Genomic DNA, 17693 nt, shown 5'->3' with positions numbered 1-17693 from the left:
TCAGCCGCCCCCCATGATCCGGGCGGTCCGGATCTCGACGGCGCGGACCCGCGCGACGTGGGCGGTCCAGAACCGGTTCGCCAGGAGCGAGACGGCCGTCGGCGCCGCGCGGGGTCTCGTTGCGGATGTCCGCGGGATGCCGGGACCGGCAGTCGCCGCGACCGTCGCGAGCGACGACCCCACGGCGGCCAGGCGGTCGCGGACGCGCCGGCAATAGTCGATGGAGCGCGGCGTCATGCGCTCCTCGCCGTGGCCGGCGCGATACTTGGCCAGGGCACGGCATACGTCGCCGCCCGCAAGGCTCCAGGCCCGTGCGAGGTAGGCGACGCCGAAGCGGGCGTTCGTGGCCGGGTCGAGGAGTTCCGCGGCCGGCCCGCGATGGCCCAGCATCGCCGCCGTCGCCGGCCGGACCTGCATCAGCCCGAGTTCGCCGACCGTTCCGACGGCCCCGGCGTCGTAGCCGCTCTCGACGAACGCGACCGCCTCGGCGAGCGCGGGCGGGATCCCGCGCGCCGAAGCCTCCCGCGCCAGGAGTTCGCCATAGGCGGCTCGACCGCCGGCCGTGACGTTCCCGACGTCGACGCCCGTGGCGGTCGCTCCCGCGTTGCCCCCCGGCCCCTCCGCCGCCTTCGCCGCGCCGGCGGCCGCGGCGAGGCTGAGGAGGACGCCGAGGGCGCGAGGCGCCGCGGCCGGGATTGGGCGCCGCCGGCCGGTCCCCATCACTTGGCCTTCTGGATGCGGGTGACGGCGATGGACCCGTTCACCCGGTCGGCGGAGAACCGCACCCGCTCGCCGGGCTTCAAGCCCTTGAGCATGGCCGGGTCCTGGACCTTGTAGGCCATGGTCATCGCGTCCATCCCGATGTTCGGGATGGTCTCATGGTCGAGGGTCACCTTGCCCGCGGCGTCGTCGACCTTCTTCACGGTCCCGGCGACGAGGGGTGCATTGGACGGCGTCGCCGGCGGCGCCGGCTGCGAGGCCGCCTTTTCAGCGGGAGGCGGTTCGGGCCGGGCCTGGGCCGGGGCCGCCTTCGCTTGACGGTCGAGCGGTCCCTCGCCCGAGGGCGTCTGGTTCGGCTGCGGCCGGTACCCGGCCTCGCGGCTGCGGACCAGCCACCGCTTCAGGTCGTCGATTTTCCCTTGCTGCTCGTCCTGGATCTTCTGCGCGGTCTCGCGCAGCTGCCGGTCCCCGCCGTAATCCAGCTGCGTCTTGGCCAGGAACAGCGTCTCCTCGTAGCTGGCGATGAGCAACTCGGCGAAGTCCCGGTCTGGGTCGCCGGTCAGCTTCGTGTCCCGGAAACGGTTCGCCATCGTCTCGCGCGCCCTCTCCAGGGCGGCCGGCGCACCCTTCGCGGGCTGTGCGCCGGCGCGCTCCGAAACCGAGCAGAAAAGGACCGCGGCGAGCGCGGCGGACAGGATCAGGCGTCGCATGGTCGCTCCATCTCAAAAGCTCGGCGCCCTCGCGCGCGCGACCGGGCGGAAGCCGCGCGAGGACTCGCCCACAGGGCGCTACTTCGCCTTCTGGATCTTCGTGACGGTGTAGGCCCCGCCCGCCTCGGCGACGTCGAAGTCGACCTTGTCGCCGGCCTTGAGATCCTTCAGCATCGCGGGATCCTTGACCGGGTACGCCATCGTCATCGCGTCCATGTCGAGCTTCGGGATCGCGGCGTGGTCGAGCGTGACCTTGCCGGCGGCCGGGTCGACCTTCGTCACAGTCCCCTTCACGGACTGCGCCCACGCCGGTGCCGCGACCGCCAGGAAGGCCGCCGAAAGGAAGGCGAGCGTGATCTTGCGTCTCATGGCTTCTCTACTCCTTGGGTCCATCGAACCGCCGCGCCGGCGCCGTTGAGGGGATCGGCGACCGGCGCGGCGGACTTCGGAAGGGATCGCTCCCGCTCCGAACGGGTCTGCCCGCCGCGCGCGCAACGCCCCCGGCAGGCCGTCGGGCGGCGCGCGGCCGCCGGCTCAGTGCTCGTGGCCGCCCGCGTTCGACGCGGTGCGGCGCGTGCGCGGATCGACGACCCGCAGGTCGGTCTGGCGGGCGCGCCGGCCCTTGGGCGTGTCCGGGGCGCGGGCCGGCTCGGGCATCGGCTCCCCGGTCCACTCGTAGGCCAGGGTGCCTTCCGGGTGCCGGTACCAACCCGGGTCGCGGTAATCGCCGGCCGCCAGGCCCGGGCGGACCTTCAGGACCGTGAACATCCCGCCCATCTCCACGGACCCGAACGGGCCGGCGCCGGTCATCATCGGCAGCGTGTTCTCGGGGAGCGGCATCTCCATCTCGGACATCATGCCGCCGCCGGTCGAGCCCATCGGCATGTAGCCCGGCGCGACCTTCTGGATCTGCTTGGCGGTGCTCTTCAGGTTGACGCCGATATAGGTCCGGACCGAGTGACCCATCGCGTTCATGGTGTGGTGCGACTTGTGGCAGTGGATCGCCCAGTCGCCGGGATTGTCGGCGTTGAACTCGATGGCCCGCATTTGCCCGACCGCAACGTCGGTCGAGACCTCCGACCATTGGCGGCTCTCGTCGATCCAGCCGCCATCCGTGCCCGTGACCTTGAAGTCGACGCCGTGGACGTGGATCGGGTGGTTGGTCATGGTCAGGTTGCCGAAGCGCATCCGGACCTTGTCGCCTTGACGCGCGACCATGGGGTCGATGCCCGGCCACACGCGGCTGTTGAAGCACCACATGTTCATGTCGAGCATCGTGTTGACCTTGGGCACGTAGGACCCGGCCTCGATGTCGTAGGCGTTCAGCAGCCAGACGAAGTCGCGGTCGACCCGACGTTCGGCCGGATCGCGCGGATGCACGACGAAGAAGCCCATCATGCCCATCGCCATCTGGACCATCTCGTCCGAGTGCGGGTGGTACATGAAGGTGCCGGAGCGCCTCAGGATGAACTCGTAGACGAAGGTCTTGCCCGGCGGGATGCCGGGCTGGGTCAGGCCGGCGACCCCGTCCATGCCGTTGGGCAGCGTCTGGCCGTGCCAGTGCACTGCGGTCGCCTCCGGCAGACGGTTGGTGACGAAAATGCGCACCTTATCGCCCTCGACGGCCTCGATGGTCGGTCCCGGAGATTGGCCGTTGTATCCCCAGAGCCGCGCGTTCATGCCGGGCGCCATCTCGCGCACGACCGGCTCGGCGATCAGGTGGAACTCCTTCCAGTCGCCGCGCATCCGCCAGGGCAGCGTCCAGCCGTTGAGCGTCACCACCGGCTGGTAGTCCGGCCCGCTGGTCGGATAGAGCGGCGGCTGCATCGTCGCCTTGTCCATGATCGGGGCCTCCGGCAGGCCCGCGGCCTGGACCCGCCCGCTGATCATGGACGTGCCGGCGAGCACGAGGCCGCCCGCTCCCAGGATCCCTCTGCGCGAGATGTCGGTCATGATGCTTCTCCGAATGCCATGGGCGGACCGGGGTCCCGACCTCAACCGCCGGGCGTCGCGACGGCGAGGCTCGTGCCCGGGCTGCCTCCGGCGGCTTCGCCGCCGTAGTTGTCCGCCGAGAACCCGCCGCCGACGGTGGCCGCCTTGAGGTCGGTCGCCGCGATCCAGAAGTCGCGTTGCGCCTCGATCGCCTGGATGTTGCTCAGGATCCTGGCCCGGGCGTCGACGATCAGCGTGGTCACGTCGAGGAGCATGCCGCTGTATTGCAGCAGCGCCTGGTCCTGGATTGTCCTGCGCAGGGGCAGGACGCTGGTCTGGTAGTGCCGGGTGATGTCGTACTGCCCGCGATAGCGCTGGTACGCCTCGCGGACCTCCGAGCGGGCGTTGACCGCGCGCTCCGCCAAGCGGTTCGCGGTGGCGAGGTAAGACTCCTTCGCGCCGAGGACCGCCGTCGTCCCGAAATCGTAGATGGGGATGGTGAGATCGGCCGTGAACCCGTTCAGGCTGCTCTTGTCGACCTTCGGGGCGGAGCCGCTCTCGAACGTCCTCGACCGCGTGTACTGGTTGGCGAAACCCACGTCGAAGACGCTGACGAAGCCGCTGGCCTGGTTCAGCCCCAACTGCCCCACGAGCGACTGCAGCTCGAAGCGGGCCGCCTGCACGTCGGCCCGCTTGCTCACCGCCTCGGCCTCAATGGCGCGGCCGTCCACGAGACGCTTCGGCAGGGCCGGCAAACCGCTCGGCAGTCGGAAGTCGATCTCGCGCCCCCAGAGGCCGAGCAGGCGGGTCAGGCGCTCGCGCTCCGCCCGCTGTTGGACCCGCGCCTTCCCCAGCTGCGCGCCCAGCTCGCTGTAGAAGGCGTGCTCCCGCGCCTGCTCCAGCTTGTTCAGCGCGCCCGTCTCGCCCAGCTGCGTGGCGAGCGTCGAGGCGGATCCGGCAGCCGCCAAGGCCTGCTCCAGGAAGGCGGTCGCCTGGTTGGCCGCCACGGTCCGGTAGTATTGACGCCGCGCCTCGCCCCCGAGCCGCAGGACCTGCTCCGCCGCGTTGTACTGGTCGGCCCTGAACCGCTGCCGCGCGATCTCGGCGCGCACCGGCAGCGTCGCCAGTTCCAGGACGCTCGCGGCTACGGAGCGCTCGATGTCCGTGTTGAACCCCAGACCCCACTGCGTGATGGAGAAGCGCGGGGAGGGCGGCAGCGTGGCCTGCACGTACTGCGCCTCGGACACGCCGAGGTCGTTGAACGCGGCCTGTAGGCCCCTGTTCTTGAGCAGGGCGACCTGCACGGCGCCGTCCGCTGTCAGCGGACGACGCAGCAGCTCGTCCACCCGCGCTTCCGCGGTCGGCGCGATCCCCTGGTCGCCCCCCTTCACGATGTCCTTGCGCAGTTCGAGCGAGGCGTAGTCGCCCGCGACCGAGAGGCCCGCGTCCGGCGAGAAGCTCGCGCAGCCTCCCAGGAGCGCGGCCAGGACGGCCGAGCTCGCGGCCACGCGCGCGGAACGCCCCCGGACGGTCTCGTCCGGCGCGCGCGCGGTCTTGCCGCCTCGTCCCGGCGCGGTCGTGGTGCGTCCCATGTCGGGTAGTCCGGGATGGGAGCCGGTTCGGTTACAGCGACGGAGCATCATCGGCCTCCGGAATCGCGCTTGCCGCCCATTCCGGGCATCCCGTCCATGCCGGGCATGCCTTCCATCCCGTCGGACCCCGTCTTGGGTGCGACCTGCCGGTTGAGCTCCCGCCAGTCCTTGGGCTCGACGACGCGGAAATCCTGCACGCCCGCGGTCACCTTCGCGTAGCGGGGTGGCGGGACCGGCACGTGCGGTTCCGAGGGTAGGACGAGCCCGACCGGAACGGCGGCGGGCATGCAGCCGGCGAGCGGCAGGACCGCCGCGAGCGCGGCCGGTCTCGGCAACTTGAACATCGTGGATTTCCCGGACTGAGGCGGACGGCCGCGGGCGAGGCCCGGCGCGGCGCCGGTCGCGCGGCCGGGGCCCACGACGGCGTCGCGCCCGACCGAGGCGTCGGGTCGTCGAACGGAATGGTTGCTCGTCCCGCCGAAGCGGCCGTGGGCGCGTGCTAGAACCGCCCGTGCGTCAGGCGCCCAGCCTCGGCGGTCGCTCGATCCGGAGCGGATGCGCGTCGACGGCCCCGTCCTCCTGGACGATCAGGACCCGGTCGGAAGGGCGGTAGTCCGTAGGCGTACCCAACCAGACCGCCACCGGGAGCGCCGCTTGGCAGCCGAGGGTGCAACACGGCGACGGGCAGGCCGGGCGCTTCGAACGGTGCCGGTGTCCCGGGCAACCATCATCGCTGGCGGTCGCAGCCGGCACGTCCTGGGAACCCGCATGAATGCCGGCGTGCCCGGTATCATCCGAACCGTCGTACACCAGTCGCGTGTGTGCGTGGCGTGCCTGGGGCACCGCGCCCGAGATGTCGGCGAGCACGCGGTCGGTCATCGTGGCATGCCGGCCCATCGTGCACGGCGCGGCCGGCGCGATGGCCAGGGCCAAGGCGAGCACGGCAAGCAGCAATGTGCGCACGATGTTCAATGATCAGGGCCCCTGCCCAATCTTGGCGTACATTCGCACGGCCCGGCGGAAGCGGCAATCCAATGCGGCGGGCGCACGCCGCGGAACAACAGTCTGTTGGATTTGCGCCACAAGGCAGTTTCAAGAAGGCTACCGCGAACGCGCCGACATGCACGACACAGTTGTTTGAGCGCGAACCGGACCGGCGGCGCGCCGGTCAATGCGTGTGGTCGTGGTCATGCGGAGCGGCGGCATCCGGAGCCTGAGCCGTACCGGCCTTGCCCGCGGCGGCATCGGGCGTCGCTGGCCCCTGCGCGGGGGCCGCGGGGCCCTGATCCTGCGGTAGGCCGGGCTCATGGCCGTGGTCATGGTCGTGGTCGTGCCCATGGCCATGGTCGTGCGGAGCGGCGGCGTCCGGCGCCCGAGCCGTCCCGGCGTTGCCCGCGGCTGCTTCGGGCGTGGCCGGACCGTCCGTTTGCGTGTGGTCATGGTCGTGGGCATGAACGTGGGGCTGGCCGCCGCTTCCGGGGTGGACGTGGTCACCCGATTTCGGGAGCGCCATGACGCCCAGGCCGTAGCGGTAGACGTTCTCGCCGCCGAGCCAGCCCGTGACCGCGAGCGCCCCGGCCCCCCCGGCGAGGAGCGCCAGCAGCGCGATGCCCGCGCCGGCGCCCTTCCGCCGCTCCAGCCAGGCTACACCTCCGGCGACGAGAAAGACCAACGCAGTGGCGACGGCCCAGCGGAGGTGGACGGACATGTTCTCGTGCGAGGCCGCGTCGTGCGCGACCGTGTTGTACGCCGACCAGCCCGTCGCCAGGGTCGCGACCGTGACCGCGATGCCGATCGCGAGGTTCCAACGGGCGGCCGTCGTGAGCGCGGCCCCGGACGGCGCTTTCCTGAACAGGGTTCCTGCGGCGAACAGCGCGGTGGCCGTGATGAGGAGGGCAATCGTGAAATGGACCGCGACCGGATGCCAGTTCGGGATCACCTCGATCATGACCGTACTCCCAGGAAAACGTCGATGATGGGACGGTCGGCTTCCGCCCGGACCGGTTCGGATGGGCAAAGGGCGTCGAGCGGGGCGTCGTGCCGGGGCGAACCAGCCGTCGTCGCCGAGTCGGAGGAGAGGTACGTTCCCGGATACGGTCCCGGACGACCAATCCCCGCGGACGGGGTCACGCCCGCAGGGAGGTTCGGAAGCCCCGTGCCCGCCCCCTCCCGTCGTACCCAACTCGGGTCTAAGAACGGCGCCCAGGCTTGGCAATAATTAGCCGCACATGCCTGCGGGTAGTGGCATGCCCCGAGCGCTGTAACCTTTCGGGGCCCGTTTGCGGACTGACCTTCGAGCCGTGGCGGTTCCCCTTCGCGTTCGGGCGACGGGCCGCGTGACGCGGGCCGGCGGACGACGTGCGCGCCCCATGCGGCACGACGCGGCGGTCGCGAGGGGCATTGCGGGGTGGTGGATGACGCGACGGACTTCGAGCTTTGGCCCGGCATCCACGAACCGGCTCGGCTAGCCCTGGTGCCCCGGGCGGAGGAGGAACTGCGTGGGCTGCTCATCGCCAGCCTCGGGGGTAGCGCGGCCGACTACCGGCGCTTCCTCGGGCGTCTCGGCTCGCATCTGCGCGCTTACTACAAGGGCAAGCTGGTCCGCTCCGGACGGAGCGACACCGAGGCGGAGGATCTCGTCCAGGAGACGCTGATGGTGATCCATACGCGCCGGCACACCTATGACGTCACGCAACCGGTGACGCCGTGGATCCACGCCATCGCCCGGTACAAGCTCATCGACCATCTCCGGCGCACGCGCGCGTCCACGACGGACGTCCCGGTCGAGGATGCGGGCGTGCTGGTGGCCCATGACGATCACGTCGCGGCGGAGAGCTCGCTCGACGTCGAGCGCCTCCTCGCGCACCTGCCGGCCAAGATGAGGAGTGCGATCCGGTCGACGAAGGTCGAGGGACTGAGCACCGCGGAGGCGGCCGAACGCTCCGGCATGACCGAGACCGCGGTCAAGGTGAGCGTCCATCGCGGCCTGAAGGCGCTGGCGAACCTGGTGGGAGGCAAGACGCGATGAAGACCGACGAACTCATCGGCCTCCTGGGCAGCAGCTTCGAGCGCGAGCCTGTCCGGACCCCGTGGATGACCCGCCGGCTCGGGCTGGCGGTGGCCGTCGGCGCCGCGGCCGCGCTCTGCCTCGCGCTCGCGGTCCTGGGGGTTCGTCCCGGCCTGATGCAGGCCCGCCCGCTCGTGTTCCTCGCGTTCAAGTTCGCATTCGCGGCCGCGGTCGGCGGTCTCGCGCTCCGGTATCTCGTCAGGGCCGCGAGGCCCGGCGGCGAGAGCCGCGTCCATCTCGGGGTCGCCGCCCTGCCGTTCGTCGCGGTCGCGGCGCTCGCGGGGGCGAGCCTGTCGATGACCCCGCGCGAGCACTGGCATGGCCTGATCTCGGGCCACACCTGGCTCGAATGCCTCGTCTCGATCCCCCTAATCGCCGTCGTGCCGTTCGCCGTCGTCACGTGGGCGGTCCGGCGGTTCGGGGCGCCGACGGACCTTGTGCGGGCCGGGGCCCTGGTTGGCCTCGCCTCGGGCGCGGTCAGCGCGCTCGGCTATTCCCTGCACTGCATGGACGACACCGTGCCGTTCGTCGCGGTCTGGTACGGAGGGACCATCGCGCTGTGCACGCTGGCGGGGGCGCTCCTGGGACCGCGCCTGCTCCGATGGTAGCGAACAAGCCAAGGGCGTACCAAGGCGGTCGGCGAAGATGACTGTGTCTCGCGGCGCCGGCCGCAGCACGAAAAAGAATTCGCGCAATGTCGTAACAATGAGCGCGGGACGTACGGACTCAAGGAAAGGAGCCGCGAGCTTCCGAGTAATGATCGAGTTCCGCCATGAGAACCAAGATCCTTCCCGTCTTCGCCGGCATTGCAATGCTTGCCGCACTGCCAGGTTATGCGCTCGCGGGGTGGATGGATAACGTCCCGTCCCGCTTCATACCCCAGACGCATCGAACGCCGCCCCGTCCTGTCGGATCGGCGGAGGTCGGCTCGACGACCGGGTCGATCACCGAGATGCGCCGGCGCCCTTCCGTTGAGCGGCCGGCGCGTTCCACCCGGGACTTCTGACGCCGTCGGATCACTTGGCCTTCCGCCCGGACCGAAAAGCTGGCATCGTGAATCCGTGACGTTCTGGCTCGCCCTTCGGCGGCTGATCCCGCTTCTCGCGGTTCTCAGCCTCGCCCTGACGCCGGTGGCCGCCCCCGCGGCCGTCGCGGGCATGCGCGCGTCCGTGATGGCGCAGGTGGGCGTCGGGCACGAGGCGATGCCGGTCGCGGACCCCGCCGACATGGCGGATGTCGACATGGCCGAGATGCCATGCTGTCCGCCCGTGAAGACGGCGAAGCCCGACTGCGCCAAGGCGGGTTGCCCGCTGCTGGCGCTCTGCCTCGCCGGCATCGCTTCCCTCCCGCCGTCCGCGGTGTCAGTGCCGGCACCGGTCGCGACGCGGACGAGCCGGGCGTGGCCCGATGCCGCGTCCTTCGCCAGCATGCACGGGCCACCGTTACCCGAGCCCCCCCGAGCCTGAACCCGATGCCGCCGGCGTAAGCGCCGGCACGATGGCGCGCGACCGCGCGCCGGCGACCATCGCGTTCAGGAGACCGTACCCGTGACCAGGAATCCCTTCGTGCGCGCCCTTACGGCCGCGCTGCTCGGCGCCACCCTGTCGGCCCAGGCCCTGCCGGCGCTCGCCGGCATCAAGGACTATCAGTTCCAGCTCGTGCAGCAGGACGCCAAGGTCGGCGACGCCGTCCTCGCCGTCCGGCTCGTCGACAAGCGCAGCGGCAAGCCGGTGACCGACGCCGTGATCTTCGCCAAGCGCCTCGATATGGCTCCGGACGCCATGGAGGAGATGGCCACCAAGGTCGAGCAGGTGCCGTCGACCGAACCCGGCATCTACCGCTTCAAGGCCCATCTGGGGATGCAGGGCCGCTGGCGCCTGTCGCTGGCCGCCAAGGTCCAGGGCGAGACCGGCACGGTCGAGGGCGACCTGATCGTCCAGGCCGCGAAATGAGCCGGTCCGGATGGCTGGCCGGGGCCCTCGCCGCGCTCGCGGCCGCGGGCGTCGGGTATTGGGCGGAGCACGACGGCCCCGCCGTGTCCGAACTCGCCGGACGCGCGGTCTCGGCGCTGCCGACCGCGCTCGCGGACTGGGCTCGCGACGGGCTCGCGCATCTCCTGCCTCCCGCGGCGGGCCCCGCGAGGGCCGCCCCGTCCGGCCCGATCGTCTACTACCAAGACCCGGACGGAAAGCCGGTCTACTCGCTCGCGCCGATGGTCACGACGGACGGACGCGAGTTCCGGGCCGTCCGCGCCAGCGAGGACGTCCGCTTCGACGGCGAGGCCGTGGAGGCCATGCCCGCCGACATGGCCGCCCACGGCATGGCGGACGGCGGCCAGCCAGCCGGGTCGTCCAAGCCCGGCTCCGGTGACCGACGCGTCCTGTACTACCGCAATCCGATGGGCCTGCCCGACACCTCGCCGGTGCCGAAGAAGGACTCGATGGGGATGGACTACATCCCCGTCTACGCCGGCGAGGACGAGGGCGGCAACGTCGTGACCGTCTCCCCCGGCAAGGTCCAGCGCACCGGCGTCCGGACCGAGACCGTGGAGCGCCGGGTCGTCGCCCAGCCCGTGCGCGTGCCCGGCACCGTCGCCCTCGACGAGCGGCGCGTGACGGTCATCGCGACACGCTCGGACGCGTACGTCGACCACGTCGAGGACGTCACGACCGGCGACCGGGTCCGCAGGGGCCAGCCCCTGGTCCACATCTACTCGCCCGACATCAACGCCGCCGCCTCCCAGCTCATCGCCAATCCCGGCTTCGACGGCGCCCGGCGGCGCTTGCAGAACCTCAACGTCTCCGAGGCGGTGATCGACGAGATGGAGCGCACCCGGAAGGTGCCGATGGCCATCACCTGGTCGTCGGCCCGGGACGGCGTGGTCCTGCAGCGTACGGCCGTCGAGGGCATGAAGGCCGCGGCCGGCGACACCCTGTTCCGCATCGGCGACATCTCGGTGATGTGGGTGCTGGCCGACGTGCCCGAGCGCGACCTCGCCGGGGTGCGCGTCGGACAGTCGGTGACCCTTCGGGTCCGCTCGGCCCCGGGGCGCACGTTCTCGGGCAAGGTCGGCGTGATCTACCCGCAGGTGAACCCGGACACCCGCACCACACGTGTCCGCATCGAGCTGCCGAACCCGGACGGCGCGCTCCTGCCCGACATGTACGCCGAGGTCGAGATCGCCACGGGAACCGGAAAGCCCGTCGTGGCGGTCCCCGACGACGCGGTCATCGATACGGGCGCGCGACAGGTGGTGCTGCTCGACCGCGGCGAGGGCCGGTTCGAGCCGCGCGAGGTCAAGATCGGGGCACGCGGCCCGGGCTACACCGAGATCCGCGAGGGCGTCGCGGCCGGCGACCGGGTGGTCACGGCGGCGAACTTCCTGATCGACGCCGAGAGCAACCTCAAGGCCGCGCTGCAATCGATGGCGGCCCCGAAGTCGGACGACCGGCAGGCCGCGAACATGGAGGCCAAGCCATGATCGCGCGCCTCATCGGATAGTCGGCCCGCAACCTCGTCCTGGTGCTGGTCGGGACCGTGTTCGCCGTGGCGACGGGCGTCGTCGCCCTGCGCACCCTGCCGCTCGACGCCATCCCCGACCTCTCGGACGTGCAGGCCATCGTCTACACCGAGTATCCGGGTCAGGCGCCGCAGGTGGTGGAGGATCAGGTCACCTACCCGCTGACCACCGCCATGCTGACGGTGCCGAAGGCGAAGGTGGTGCGGGGCTTCTCGTTCTTCGGGGTCTCCTTCGTCTACGTCATCTTCGAGGACGGCACCGACCCGTATTGGGGCCGCTCGCGGGTGCTGGAATACCTCAACGGCGCGGCGAGCCGCCTGCCGGCCGGGGTCACACCGACGCTGGGCCCCGACGCGACGGGCGTCGGCTGGGTCTACCAGTACGTGGTGGTGGCCCGGGAGCGGACGCTCGCCGAGCTGCGGTCCCTGCAGGACTGGGTGGTCCGGTTCGGGGCCTCGCGCGCCGAGGGCGTGGCCGAGGTCGCCGGCGTCGGCGGGTTCGTGAAGCAGTACAACGTCGTCGTCGACCCGAACCGTCTGCGCGCCCAGGGCATCTCGCTCAACAAGCTCCGGGACGCGATCCGAACGAGCAACGCCGACGTCGGCGGGCGCACGGTCGAGCTCTCCGAGTTCGAGTTCATGGTGCGGGGGCGCGGCTATCTCAGGAGCGTCGCCGACATCGAGAACATCGTGCTGAAGACCTCGGGCGGCACCCCGCTGCGGGTCCGGGACGTCGCCCGGGTCGAGCTCGGGCCGGACGAGCGCCGCGGCATCACCGAGCTGAACGGCGAGGGTGAGGTCGCCGGCGGCATCGTGCTGCAGCGGTTCGGCGCGAACGCCCTCAGCGTCATCGAGAACGCGAAGGCGAAGCTCGCCGAGGTGGCCAAGAGCCTGCCCGCCGGCACCGAGATCCTGCCGGTCTACGACCGTTCGCAGCTCATCGACGCCGCCATCGAGACGCTGCGGCACACGTTGGTCGAGGAGAGCGTCGTCGTCTCCCTGGTCTGCATCGTGTTCCTGTTGCACGTCCGAAGCGCGCTGGTGGCCATCCTGATGCTGCCGGTGGGCATCCTGATGGCGTTCGCGGGCATGAAGGCTCTGGGGCTGGGCGCCAACATCATGTCGCTCGGCGGCATCGCGATCGCGGTCGGCGCCATGATCGACGCCGCCATCGTCATGATCGAGAACGCCCACAAGCACCTGGAGCGGGCGCCGGAGGGCAAGCCGCGCGTCGAGATCCTGGTCGAGGCCGCCGCCGAGGTCGGCCCGTCCCTGTTCTTCTCGCTGCTCATCATCACGGTGAGCTTCCTGCCGATCTTCACCCTGGAAGGCGAGGAAGGCAGGTTGTTCGGGCCGCTCGCCCTGACCAAGACCTTCGCCATGGCGGCGGCGGCGCTCCTGTCGGTGACCCTGGTCCCGGCCCTCATGACGCTGTTCGTGCGCGGGCGCATCGTCCCGGAGCACCGCAACCCGGTGAACCGGCTCCTGATCTGGCTCTACCGGCCCCTCATCGCCGGCGTGCTCCGGGCCCGGGTCCTGACCATCGTGCTGGCCCTCGGCGTGCTGGCGGCCACGGTGTGGCCGGCGCGTCAGCTCGGCTCGGAGTTCATGCCGGAGCTGAACGAGGGGACGTTGATGTACATGCCGACCACGTTGCCCGGCATCTCGGTGACGAAGGCCGCCGAACTGCTGGCGACCCAGGACCGGATCATCAAGAGCTTCCCGGAGGTGGCCTCGGTCTACGGCAAGGCCGGGCGCGCCAACACGGCGACGGATCCGGCGCCGATGGAGATGGCCGAGACCATCATCAGCCTCAAGCCGAAGGCGGAGTGGCGCCCGGGCGTGACGCTCGCGAGCCTCAAAGCCGAGATGGACCAAGCGCTGCAGTTCCCGGGCGTGTCGAATGCCTGGACGCAGCCGATCCGCGCCCGCATCGACATGCTCTCGACCGGCATCCGCACGCCGGTCGGCATCAAGGTCCTCGGGACCGACCTGAAGCAGATGGAGGGCGTCGCTCGGCAGGTTGAGGCGGTGGTTCGGAAGGTGCCAGGCACTTCGAGCGCCTACGCCGAGCGGGTCATCGGCGGCTACTTCCTCGACATCGCGCCGGACCGCGAGGCGCTCGGGCGCTACGGCCTGAGCGTCGGCGACGTGCAGGACGTCATCGCGACGGCGCTCGGCGGCCAGTCCGTCACGAACACCGTCGAGGGTCGCGAGCGCTACACGGTGAACGTTCGCTACCCGCGCGCCTTCCGCTCGGATCCGCGGGCCATCGCCGACGAGGTGCAGGTGCCGCTGCCGGCGGGGGGGACGGTGCCGCTTCGCGAGGTGGCCAAGGTCGAGCTCACGCGGGGGCCGACCTCGATCCGCACGGAGAACGGGCAGCTCGCGGTCTACATCTTCGTCGATCTCGCGGGCCGGGACCTCGGCAGCTACGTCGCCGACGCGCGGGCCGCGGTCGACAGCGAAGTCAGGCTACCGCCGGGCACGACCCTGCAGTGGAGCGGGCAGTACGAGTACCTTGAGCGGGCCGCGGCGCGCCTGAGGATCGTGGTGCCCCTGACGCTGCTGGTCGTGTTCCTGCTGCTCTACCTGAACTTCCAGCGCCTGACCGAGACGCTGATCGTCATGCTGTCGCTGCCCTTCGCGCTGGTCGGGGGCGTCTGGCTGATGTGGTGGATGGGCTTCAACATGTCGGTCGCGGTGGCGGTCGGGTTCATCGCGCTCGCCGGCGTGGCCGCCGAGACCGGCGTGATCATGCTGGTCTACCTCGACCATGCACTCGACGAGGTCAGGGCCGGATGCGGGCGAGAGGATCGCCCGCTCACGAGGGAAGATCTGCGGCGGGCCATCATGGTCGGCGCCGTCGAGCGGGTCCGCCCTAAGATGATGACGGTGGTCGCCATCATGGCGGGCCTCCTGCCCATCCTCTGGAGCACCGGCTCGGGCTCCGAGGTCATGCAGCGCATCGCGGTGCCGATGATCGGCGGGATGGTTTCGTCGACCGTGCTGACCCTCGTCGTGATTCCGGCCGTCTACGCGCTGGTGAAGGGGCACGGGCTACCGCAGGCCGCTGTGGAGACCGAGGATAGGGCACGGATGCCTCTGGCCGCCGAATGAGGAACCGACAGGAGCGGATGATGAGGTCATATAAGATGCCGTCCCGACGAGTGTTGCTCGCAGGCCTGGCCGCGGGGCTGGCTGTCGCGCGGCCCGTCTTGGCGGAGGGTTTGCCGCCGATCGCCGTCACCAAGGACCCGAACTGTGGCTGCTGTCAGAAGTGGGTGGCTCACCTGCGCGAGGCCGGCTTCACGGTGGCGGTGACCGAGGGGCCGGTGAATCCGGTCAAGGCGCGTCTCGGCGTGCCGCAGGACCTAGCCTCCTGCCATACCGCCGTCGTGGACGGTTACGTGGTCGAGGGACACGTGCCGGCCGACGCGATCAAGCGCCTGCTCTCGGAGAAGCCCAAGGGAACGGGCTTGGCAGTTCCGGGCATGCCAGTCGGCTCGCCCGGCATGGAGGTCACTGGCATCGAGCCCCACGCCTACGAGGTAGTTCTATTCGGCCCGCTAGGCCGAAGCCCTTTCGCCCGGTACCGTGGCGAGATGCCGGCCTGAGGCCGTGGCCGGTTCAGCGTTCGGGTATCGCTGCCGCAGGCGGGCCCCCCTCGCACCCGACTTCGATGTGGGTTTCGGACGCTCGTCCCGCATGACGGAGCCGGGCGGCGGATCGGGCCCGTGCGGGCGCAGCGGCCTTGCCTTCGGCGGTGACAAGTTTGGGAAGCGGCGCCCGCTCGATGTGCTCGCGGTCGAGCGCGATCCTGTGGGCGATGTCCGATGACCCGCAGCAACTCCAAGACATTCGCGACCCTTGACCTTCCCATCATGGGAAGCCCCATCTGGATGGGACGCCACCATGAGAGAGCGTCATGTATCACTTCAAGGTCGACAAGATGGGGTGCGGCGGCTGCGCCAAGTCAGTGACCAGGGCCGTAGTCGACATCGAGCCGGGCGCCCAGGTCGAGGTGGACCGCGAGGCCAAGCTCGTGACCGTATCGGGCGCCGCCGGTCCGAGCGACCGCATCGCCCAGGCCATCGCCGCCGCAGGCTACCCGGCCGAGCCGCTCGGCACGACGGCGTGAATCGAGCGGGGGCAACCAAACCCAGCTGCGCGCATTCACGTGCCAGGGGCGACGCAGTCCCGGCATTCGGGATCGAGATCAGCGACCGGCATGGGTTTCGACAGGCACATCGTGCGTTCGATGGCGGTGATGGTCCTCGCGATCATCGCCTTCGTCGCGCCGTTCGCCGTCGAGGCGCACGAGGGGCACGTCCACTGCGCCGGCCACAAGCGCGCGGTATCGGTGGTCCCTACGGCGTCCGCTTCCAAAGAGAACCCAGGTCCCGCCGCGTCGTCGCGCATCTCAGAGATGCCGGTGAAGCTCCTGGCAGCGCCCCGCCTCCAGGCGGCGGCCGGTCGGTCGACCGCCTCGCTTCGGGCGGCCGGTGCCGACCGATGCTGCTGCCCCAGCGCCTGTAAGCGCGGCTGTTGCGGGGCGATGGTCTGCGGCACGGTCGGCATCGTCGCCGGAGCTGCATCCCTGGTCGCCCCCGTGTTCCGGGCGGCTGTGCTGATCCCGCACGACGCACCCGGTCGCGCGGGCATCGGCCCCGAGGCGCTACGCAAACCGCCACGAACCCTCGCGTGAGATAAGGCGCGCCTGAGGCGCGCGACGCCCGAGGTGCGCCCGTGAACGCGGCCCGCGCCCCGACATCCCGTCGCGAGGCTTCCTTCCATGCCGGGTCGTCTTGTCGCCGCCTTCGGCGTGTCCGCGGCGTCCGGGTCCGCCCCCTTGGGCCGCGCCCGGAGCCGCAATCCCGACAGCCATGACCCGGTGGCGATCCGCGAGGAACAAGCCCCGGTTCGCATCCGCATTGCGCGAACGCGACGGCGAGTGCGCCCGGTATGGCGGGCGGTGACCGGCTCGGGATGTCCCGGAGCTTGGGGCATCGCACTTCCACGGCACGCCGGGCCCCAATCCGCATCGGTCACGGGGCACTTCCACCCCTCGGGTGTACGCCCTGATATATATAAGTATTAAGGAAATTAGTCAGAACAAAAAGATTGAACAATCTGCGCTTAACGAACTTGTTCAACTGTCATTGTCGTTATCACTGCTCGTTTGGCAGTCATGACGATTATTCATGACGCCCTAAAAACTACCTAGTCAGAGGAGATATCGAATGCACCAGATGTCGAGCGAGATGCAGTCCTGCATCGACGAGTGCCTGCGTTGCTATCAGACCTGTGTCGGCATGGCCTCGAACCACTGCCTTCCGGCCGGGGGCAAGCATGTCGAGCCGGAGCATTTCCGGCTGATGCTGGCCTGCGCCGAGATCTGCAGGACCTCGGCGCATTTCATGCTGCTCGGCACCTCGCACCACAAGCATACCTGTGCCGAGTGCGCCGACGTTTGCGAGGACTGCGCCCGCAGCTGCGAGCAGGTCGGCGACATGCAGCACTGCGTCGAGCAGTGCCGTCGCTGCGCCGAGAGCTGCCGGAAGATGGCCGCCTGACGGACCCGGGGCGGCCGGTCGAGGCCGCCCCTCGACTTCAACGAGAGGAGGCGATCATGCTGGTTCGTACCTTGATCCTCGCCGCGGCCCTAGCTCTCCCGGGCGCCGGGACGGCCCTGGCGGCCGACCACGACCACAATCCCGTGCAGTCCGCCGTGAAGCTGCCGGAGGCCTGCAAGTCGGCCACCGCCGGCAAGGACGCCGAGCTGAGGGACATGCAGGGGCACATGTCCCAGGCCATCCAGGGCATGGGCGGCGAGATGACCGAGACGCAGAAGGGCCTCCGTCAGGCCATGATGGCGATGAACGGCCCGATGATGCAGGGGATGATGGCGGGGGACCCCGACGTCTCCTGGGTCTGCACCATGATCCCGCACCACCAGGGCGCCATCGACATGACCCGGGCCGCGCTGAAGGGCCTCGACAACGCCGAGAGCAGGCACCTCGCCGAGAAGACCATCGAGGAGCAGGAGAAGAGCGTCAAGGAGCTCGTCGCCTGGCTCGACAAGAACGCCAAGAAGGAAGGCAACCGGTAAGCCGCCGGGCTGCGCCGCCCGCGGCACGGCGCAGCCCGGCG

The 17693-nt window shown here is 70.4% G+C and carries 19 protein-coding genes; 11 read left to right on the top strand and 8 right to left on the bottom strand.

Translation table 11 applies throughout. From position 1 onward, the window contains the following. From MOTC310_RS17180 to MOTC310_RS17145, 8 genes are all read right to left on the bottom strand, one after another. The gene (locus MOTC310_RS17180) at window positions 1-720 is read right to left on the bottom strand and encodes a lytic transglycosylase domain-containing protein (protein ID WP_331302663.1); all 720 of its coding nucleotides are present in this window, start codon (window positions 718-720) and stop codon (window positions 1-3) included. Then, window positions 720-1430: a copper-binding protein gene (locus MOTC310_RS17175; protein ID WP_331302661.1), complete on the bottom strand. Its 711-nt coding sequence runs from the start codon at window positions 1428-1430 to the stop codon at window positions 720-722. The genes MOTC310_RS17180 and MOTC310_RS17175 overlap by 1 nt, the downstream gene beginning before the upstream one ends. A gap of 78 nt (window positions 1431-1508) precedes the next feature. Next, complete coding sequence (locus MOTC310_RS17170; RefSeq protein ID WP_331302660.1) at window positions 1509-1799, bottom strand: copper-binding protein; 291 nt, start codon at window positions 1797-1799, stop codon at window positions 1509-1511. A gap of 165 nt (window positions 1800-1964) precedes the next feature. Continuing rightward, on the bottom strand, window positions 1965-3383 hold the full coding sequence (locus MOTC310_RS17165; RefSeq protein ID WP_331302659.1) for a multicopper oxidase family protein: 1419 nt from the start codon (window positions 3381-3383) through the stop codon (window positions 1965-1967). A 41-nt stretch (window positions 3384-3424) separates the two neighbouring features. Next, window positions 3425-4954, bottom strand: a complete 1530-nt coding sequence (locus MOTC310_RS17160) for a TolC family protein (RefSeq protein WP_331302658.1) — start codon at window positions 4952-4954, stop codon at window positions 3425-3427. A gap of 47 nt (window positions 4955-5001) precedes the next feature. After that, window positions 5002-5298 (bottom strand): hypothetical protein, encoded by a 297-nt coding sequence (locus MOTC310_RS17155; protein ID WP_331302657.1) that lies wholly within the window; start codon window positions 5296-5298, stop codon window positions 5002-5004. Window positions 5299-5470: 172 nt separating this feature from the next. Then, window positions 5471-5917, bottom strand: coding sequence for a hypothetical protein (locus MOTC310_RS17150; RefSeq protein WP_331302737.1), 447 nt, complete (start codon window positions 5915-5917; stop codon window positions 5471-5473). Between the two features lie 205 nt (window positions 5918-6122). Next, window positions 6123-6902, bottom strand: coding sequence for a DUF2231 domain-containing protein (locus tag MOTC310_RS17145; protein WP_331302656.1), 780 nt, complete (start codon window positions 6900-6902; stop codon window positions 6123-6125). A gap of 525 nt (window positions 6903-7427) precedes the next feature. Here MOTC310_RS17145 and MOTC310_RS17140 point away from each other — a divergent pair. The 11 genes from MOTC310_RS17140 to MOTC310_RS17090 all read left to right on the top strand — a co-directional run bounded on the left by MOTC310_RS17140 (window position 7428) and on the right by MOTC310_RS17090 (window position 17652). Further along, a complete protein-coding gene (locus MOTC310_RS17140) occupies window positions 7428-7982 on the top strand; it encodes a sigma-70 family RNA polymerase sigma factor (protein ID WP_331302736.1) in 555 nt (184 codons plus the stop codon). Then, window positions 7979-8629, top strand: coding sequence for a DUF1109 domain-containing protein (locus MOTC310_RS17135; RefSeq protein ID WP_331302655.1), 651 nt, complete (start codon window positions 7979-7981; stop codon window positions 8627-8629). Before MOTC310_RS17140 ends, MOTC310_RS17135 begins: the two co-directional genes overlap by 4 nt. 453 nt (window positions 8630-9082) lie before the next feature. Then, window positions 9083-9487 carry a hypothetical protein gene (locus tag MOTC310_RS17130; protein ID WP_331302654.1) on the top strand — a complete coding sequence of 135 codons (405 nt, stop codon included), beginning with the start codon at window positions 9083-9085 and terminating at the stop codon, window positions 9485-9487. Between the two features lie 81 nt (window positions 9488-9568). Then, window positions 9569-9973, top strand: a complete 405-nt coding sequence (locus MOTC310_RS17125; RefSeq protein ID WP_331302653.1) for a FixH family protein — start codon at window positions 9569-9571, stop codon at window positions 9971-9973. Further along, window positions 9970-11502, top strand: a complete 1533-nt coding sequence (locus MOTC310_RS17120) for an efflux RND transporter periplasmic adaptor subunit (protein ID WP_331302652.1) — start codon at window positions 9970-9972, stop codon at window positions 11500-11502. Before MOTC310_RS17125 ends, MOTC310_RS17120 begins: the two co-directional genes overlap by 4 nt. 38 nt (window positions 11503-11540) lie before the next feature. After that, window positions 11541-14660, top strand: a complete 3120-nt coding sequence (locus tag MOTC310_RS17115) for an efflux RND transporter permease subunit (protein WP_331302735.1) — start codon at window positions 11541-11543, stop codon at window positions 14658-14660. 20 nt (window positions 14661-14680) lie between these two features. Further along, a complete protein-coding gene (locus tag MOTC310_RS17110; protein ID WP_331302651.1) occupies window positions 14681-15157 on the top strand; it encodes a DUF411 domain-containing protein in 477 nt (158 codons plus the stop codon). A gap of 311 nt (window positions 15158-15468) precedes the next feature. Further along, window positions 15469-15681, top strand: a complete 213-nt coding sequence (locus MOTC310_RS17105) for a heavy-metal-associated domain-containing protein (protein WP_331302650.1) — start codon at window positions 15469-15471, stop codon at window positions 15679-15681. Window positions 15682-15771: 90 nt separating this feature from the next. Further along, the gene (locus MOTC310_RS17100; protein WP_331302649.1) at window positions 15772-16248 is read left to right on the top strand and encodes a hypothetical protein; all 477 of its coding nucleotides are present in this window, start codon (window positions 15772-15774) and stop codon (window positions 16246-16248) included. A gap of 535 nt (window positions 16249-16783) precedes the next feature. Then, window positions 16784-17116, top strand: coding sequence for a four-helix bundle copper-binding protein (locus MOTC310_RS17095; RefSeq protein ID WP_331302648.1), 333 nt, complete (start codon window positions 16784-16786; stop codon window positions 17114-17116). A 56-nt stretch (window positions 17117-17172) separates the two neighbouring features. Beyond that, complete coding sequence (locus MOTC310_RS17090; protein ID WP_331302647.1) at window positions 17173-17652, top strand: DUF305 domain-containing protein; 480 nt, start codon at window positions 17173-17175, stop codon at window positions 17650-17652. The last annotated feature ends 41 nt before the right edge of the window (window positions 17653-17693 follow it).

Source organism: Methylobacterium oryzae, assembly GCF_036441375.1.
GTDB classification, from domain to species: domain Bacteria; phylum Pseudomonadota; class Alphaproteobacteria; order Rhizobiales; family Beijerinckiaceae; genus Methylobacterium; species Methylobacterium oryzae_A.
Note: the sequence above shows the minus strand (reverse complement) of the source record. Positions and strands in the feature narration are given on the sequence as shown.

Excerpts from the sequence above, each read along its gene's own strand:
- MOTC310_RS17180 (WP_331302663.1), bottom strand. The coding sequence starts at position 720 with ATGGGGACCGGCCGGCGGCGCCCAATCCCGGCCGCGGCGCCTCGCGCC.
- MOTC310_RS17175 (WP_331302661.1), bottom strand. The coding sequence starts at position 1,430 with ATGCGACGCCTGATCCTGTCCGCCGCGCTCGCCGCGGTCCTTTTCTGC.
- MOTC310_RS17170 (WP_331302660.1), bottom strand. The coding sequence starts at position 1,799 with ATGAGACGCAAGATCACGCTCGCCTTCCTTTCGGCGGCCTTCCTGGCG.
- MOTC310_RS17165 (WP_331302659.1), bottom strand. The coding sequence starts at position 3,383 with ATGACCGACATCTCGCGCAGAGGGATCCTGGGAGCGGGCGGCCTCGTG.
- MOTC310_RS17160 (WP_331302658.1), bottom strand. The coding sequence starts at position 4,954 with ATGGGACGCACCACGACCGCGCCGGGACGAGGCGGCAAGACCGCGCGC.
- MOTC310_RS17155 (WP_331302657.1), bottom strand. The coding sequence starts at position 5,298 with ATGTTCAAGTTGCCGAGACCGGCCGCGCTCGCGGCGGTCCTGCCGCTC.
- MOTC310_RS17145 (WP_331302656.1), bottom strand. The coding sequence starts at position 6,902 with ATGATCGAGGTGATCCCGAACTGGCATCCGGTCGCGGTCCATTTCACG.
- MOTC310_RS17135 (WP_331302655.1), top strand. The coding sequence starts at position 7,979 with ATGAAGACCGACGAACTCATCGGCCTCCTGGGCAGCAGCTTCGAGCGC.
- MOTC310_RS17120 (WP_331302652.1), top strand. The coding sequence starts at position 9,970 with ATGAGCCGGTCCGGATGGCTGGCCGGGGCCCTCGCCGCGCTCGCGGCC.
- MOTC310_RS17110 (WP_331302651.1), top strand. The coding sequence starts at position 14,681 with ATGAGGTCATATAAGATGCCGTCCCGACGAGTGTTGCTCGCAGGCCTG.
- MOTC310_RS17105 (WP_331302650.1), top strand. The coding sequence starts at position 15,469 with ATGTATCACTTCAAGGTCGACAAGATGGGGTGCGGCGGCTGCGCCAAG.
- MOTC310_RS17100 (WP_331302649.1), top strand. The coding sequence starts at position 15,772 with ATGGGTTTCGACAGGCACATCGTGCGTTCGATGGCGGTGATGGTCCTC.
- MOTC310_RS17095 (WP_331302648.1), top strand. The coding sequence starts at position 16,784 with ATGCACCAGATGTCGAGCGAGATGCAGTCCTGCATCGACGAGTGCCTG.
- MOTC310_RS17090 (WP_331302647.1), top strand. The coding sequence starts at position 17,173 with ATGCTGGTTCGTACCTTGATCCTCGCCGCGGCCCTAGCTCTCCCGGGC.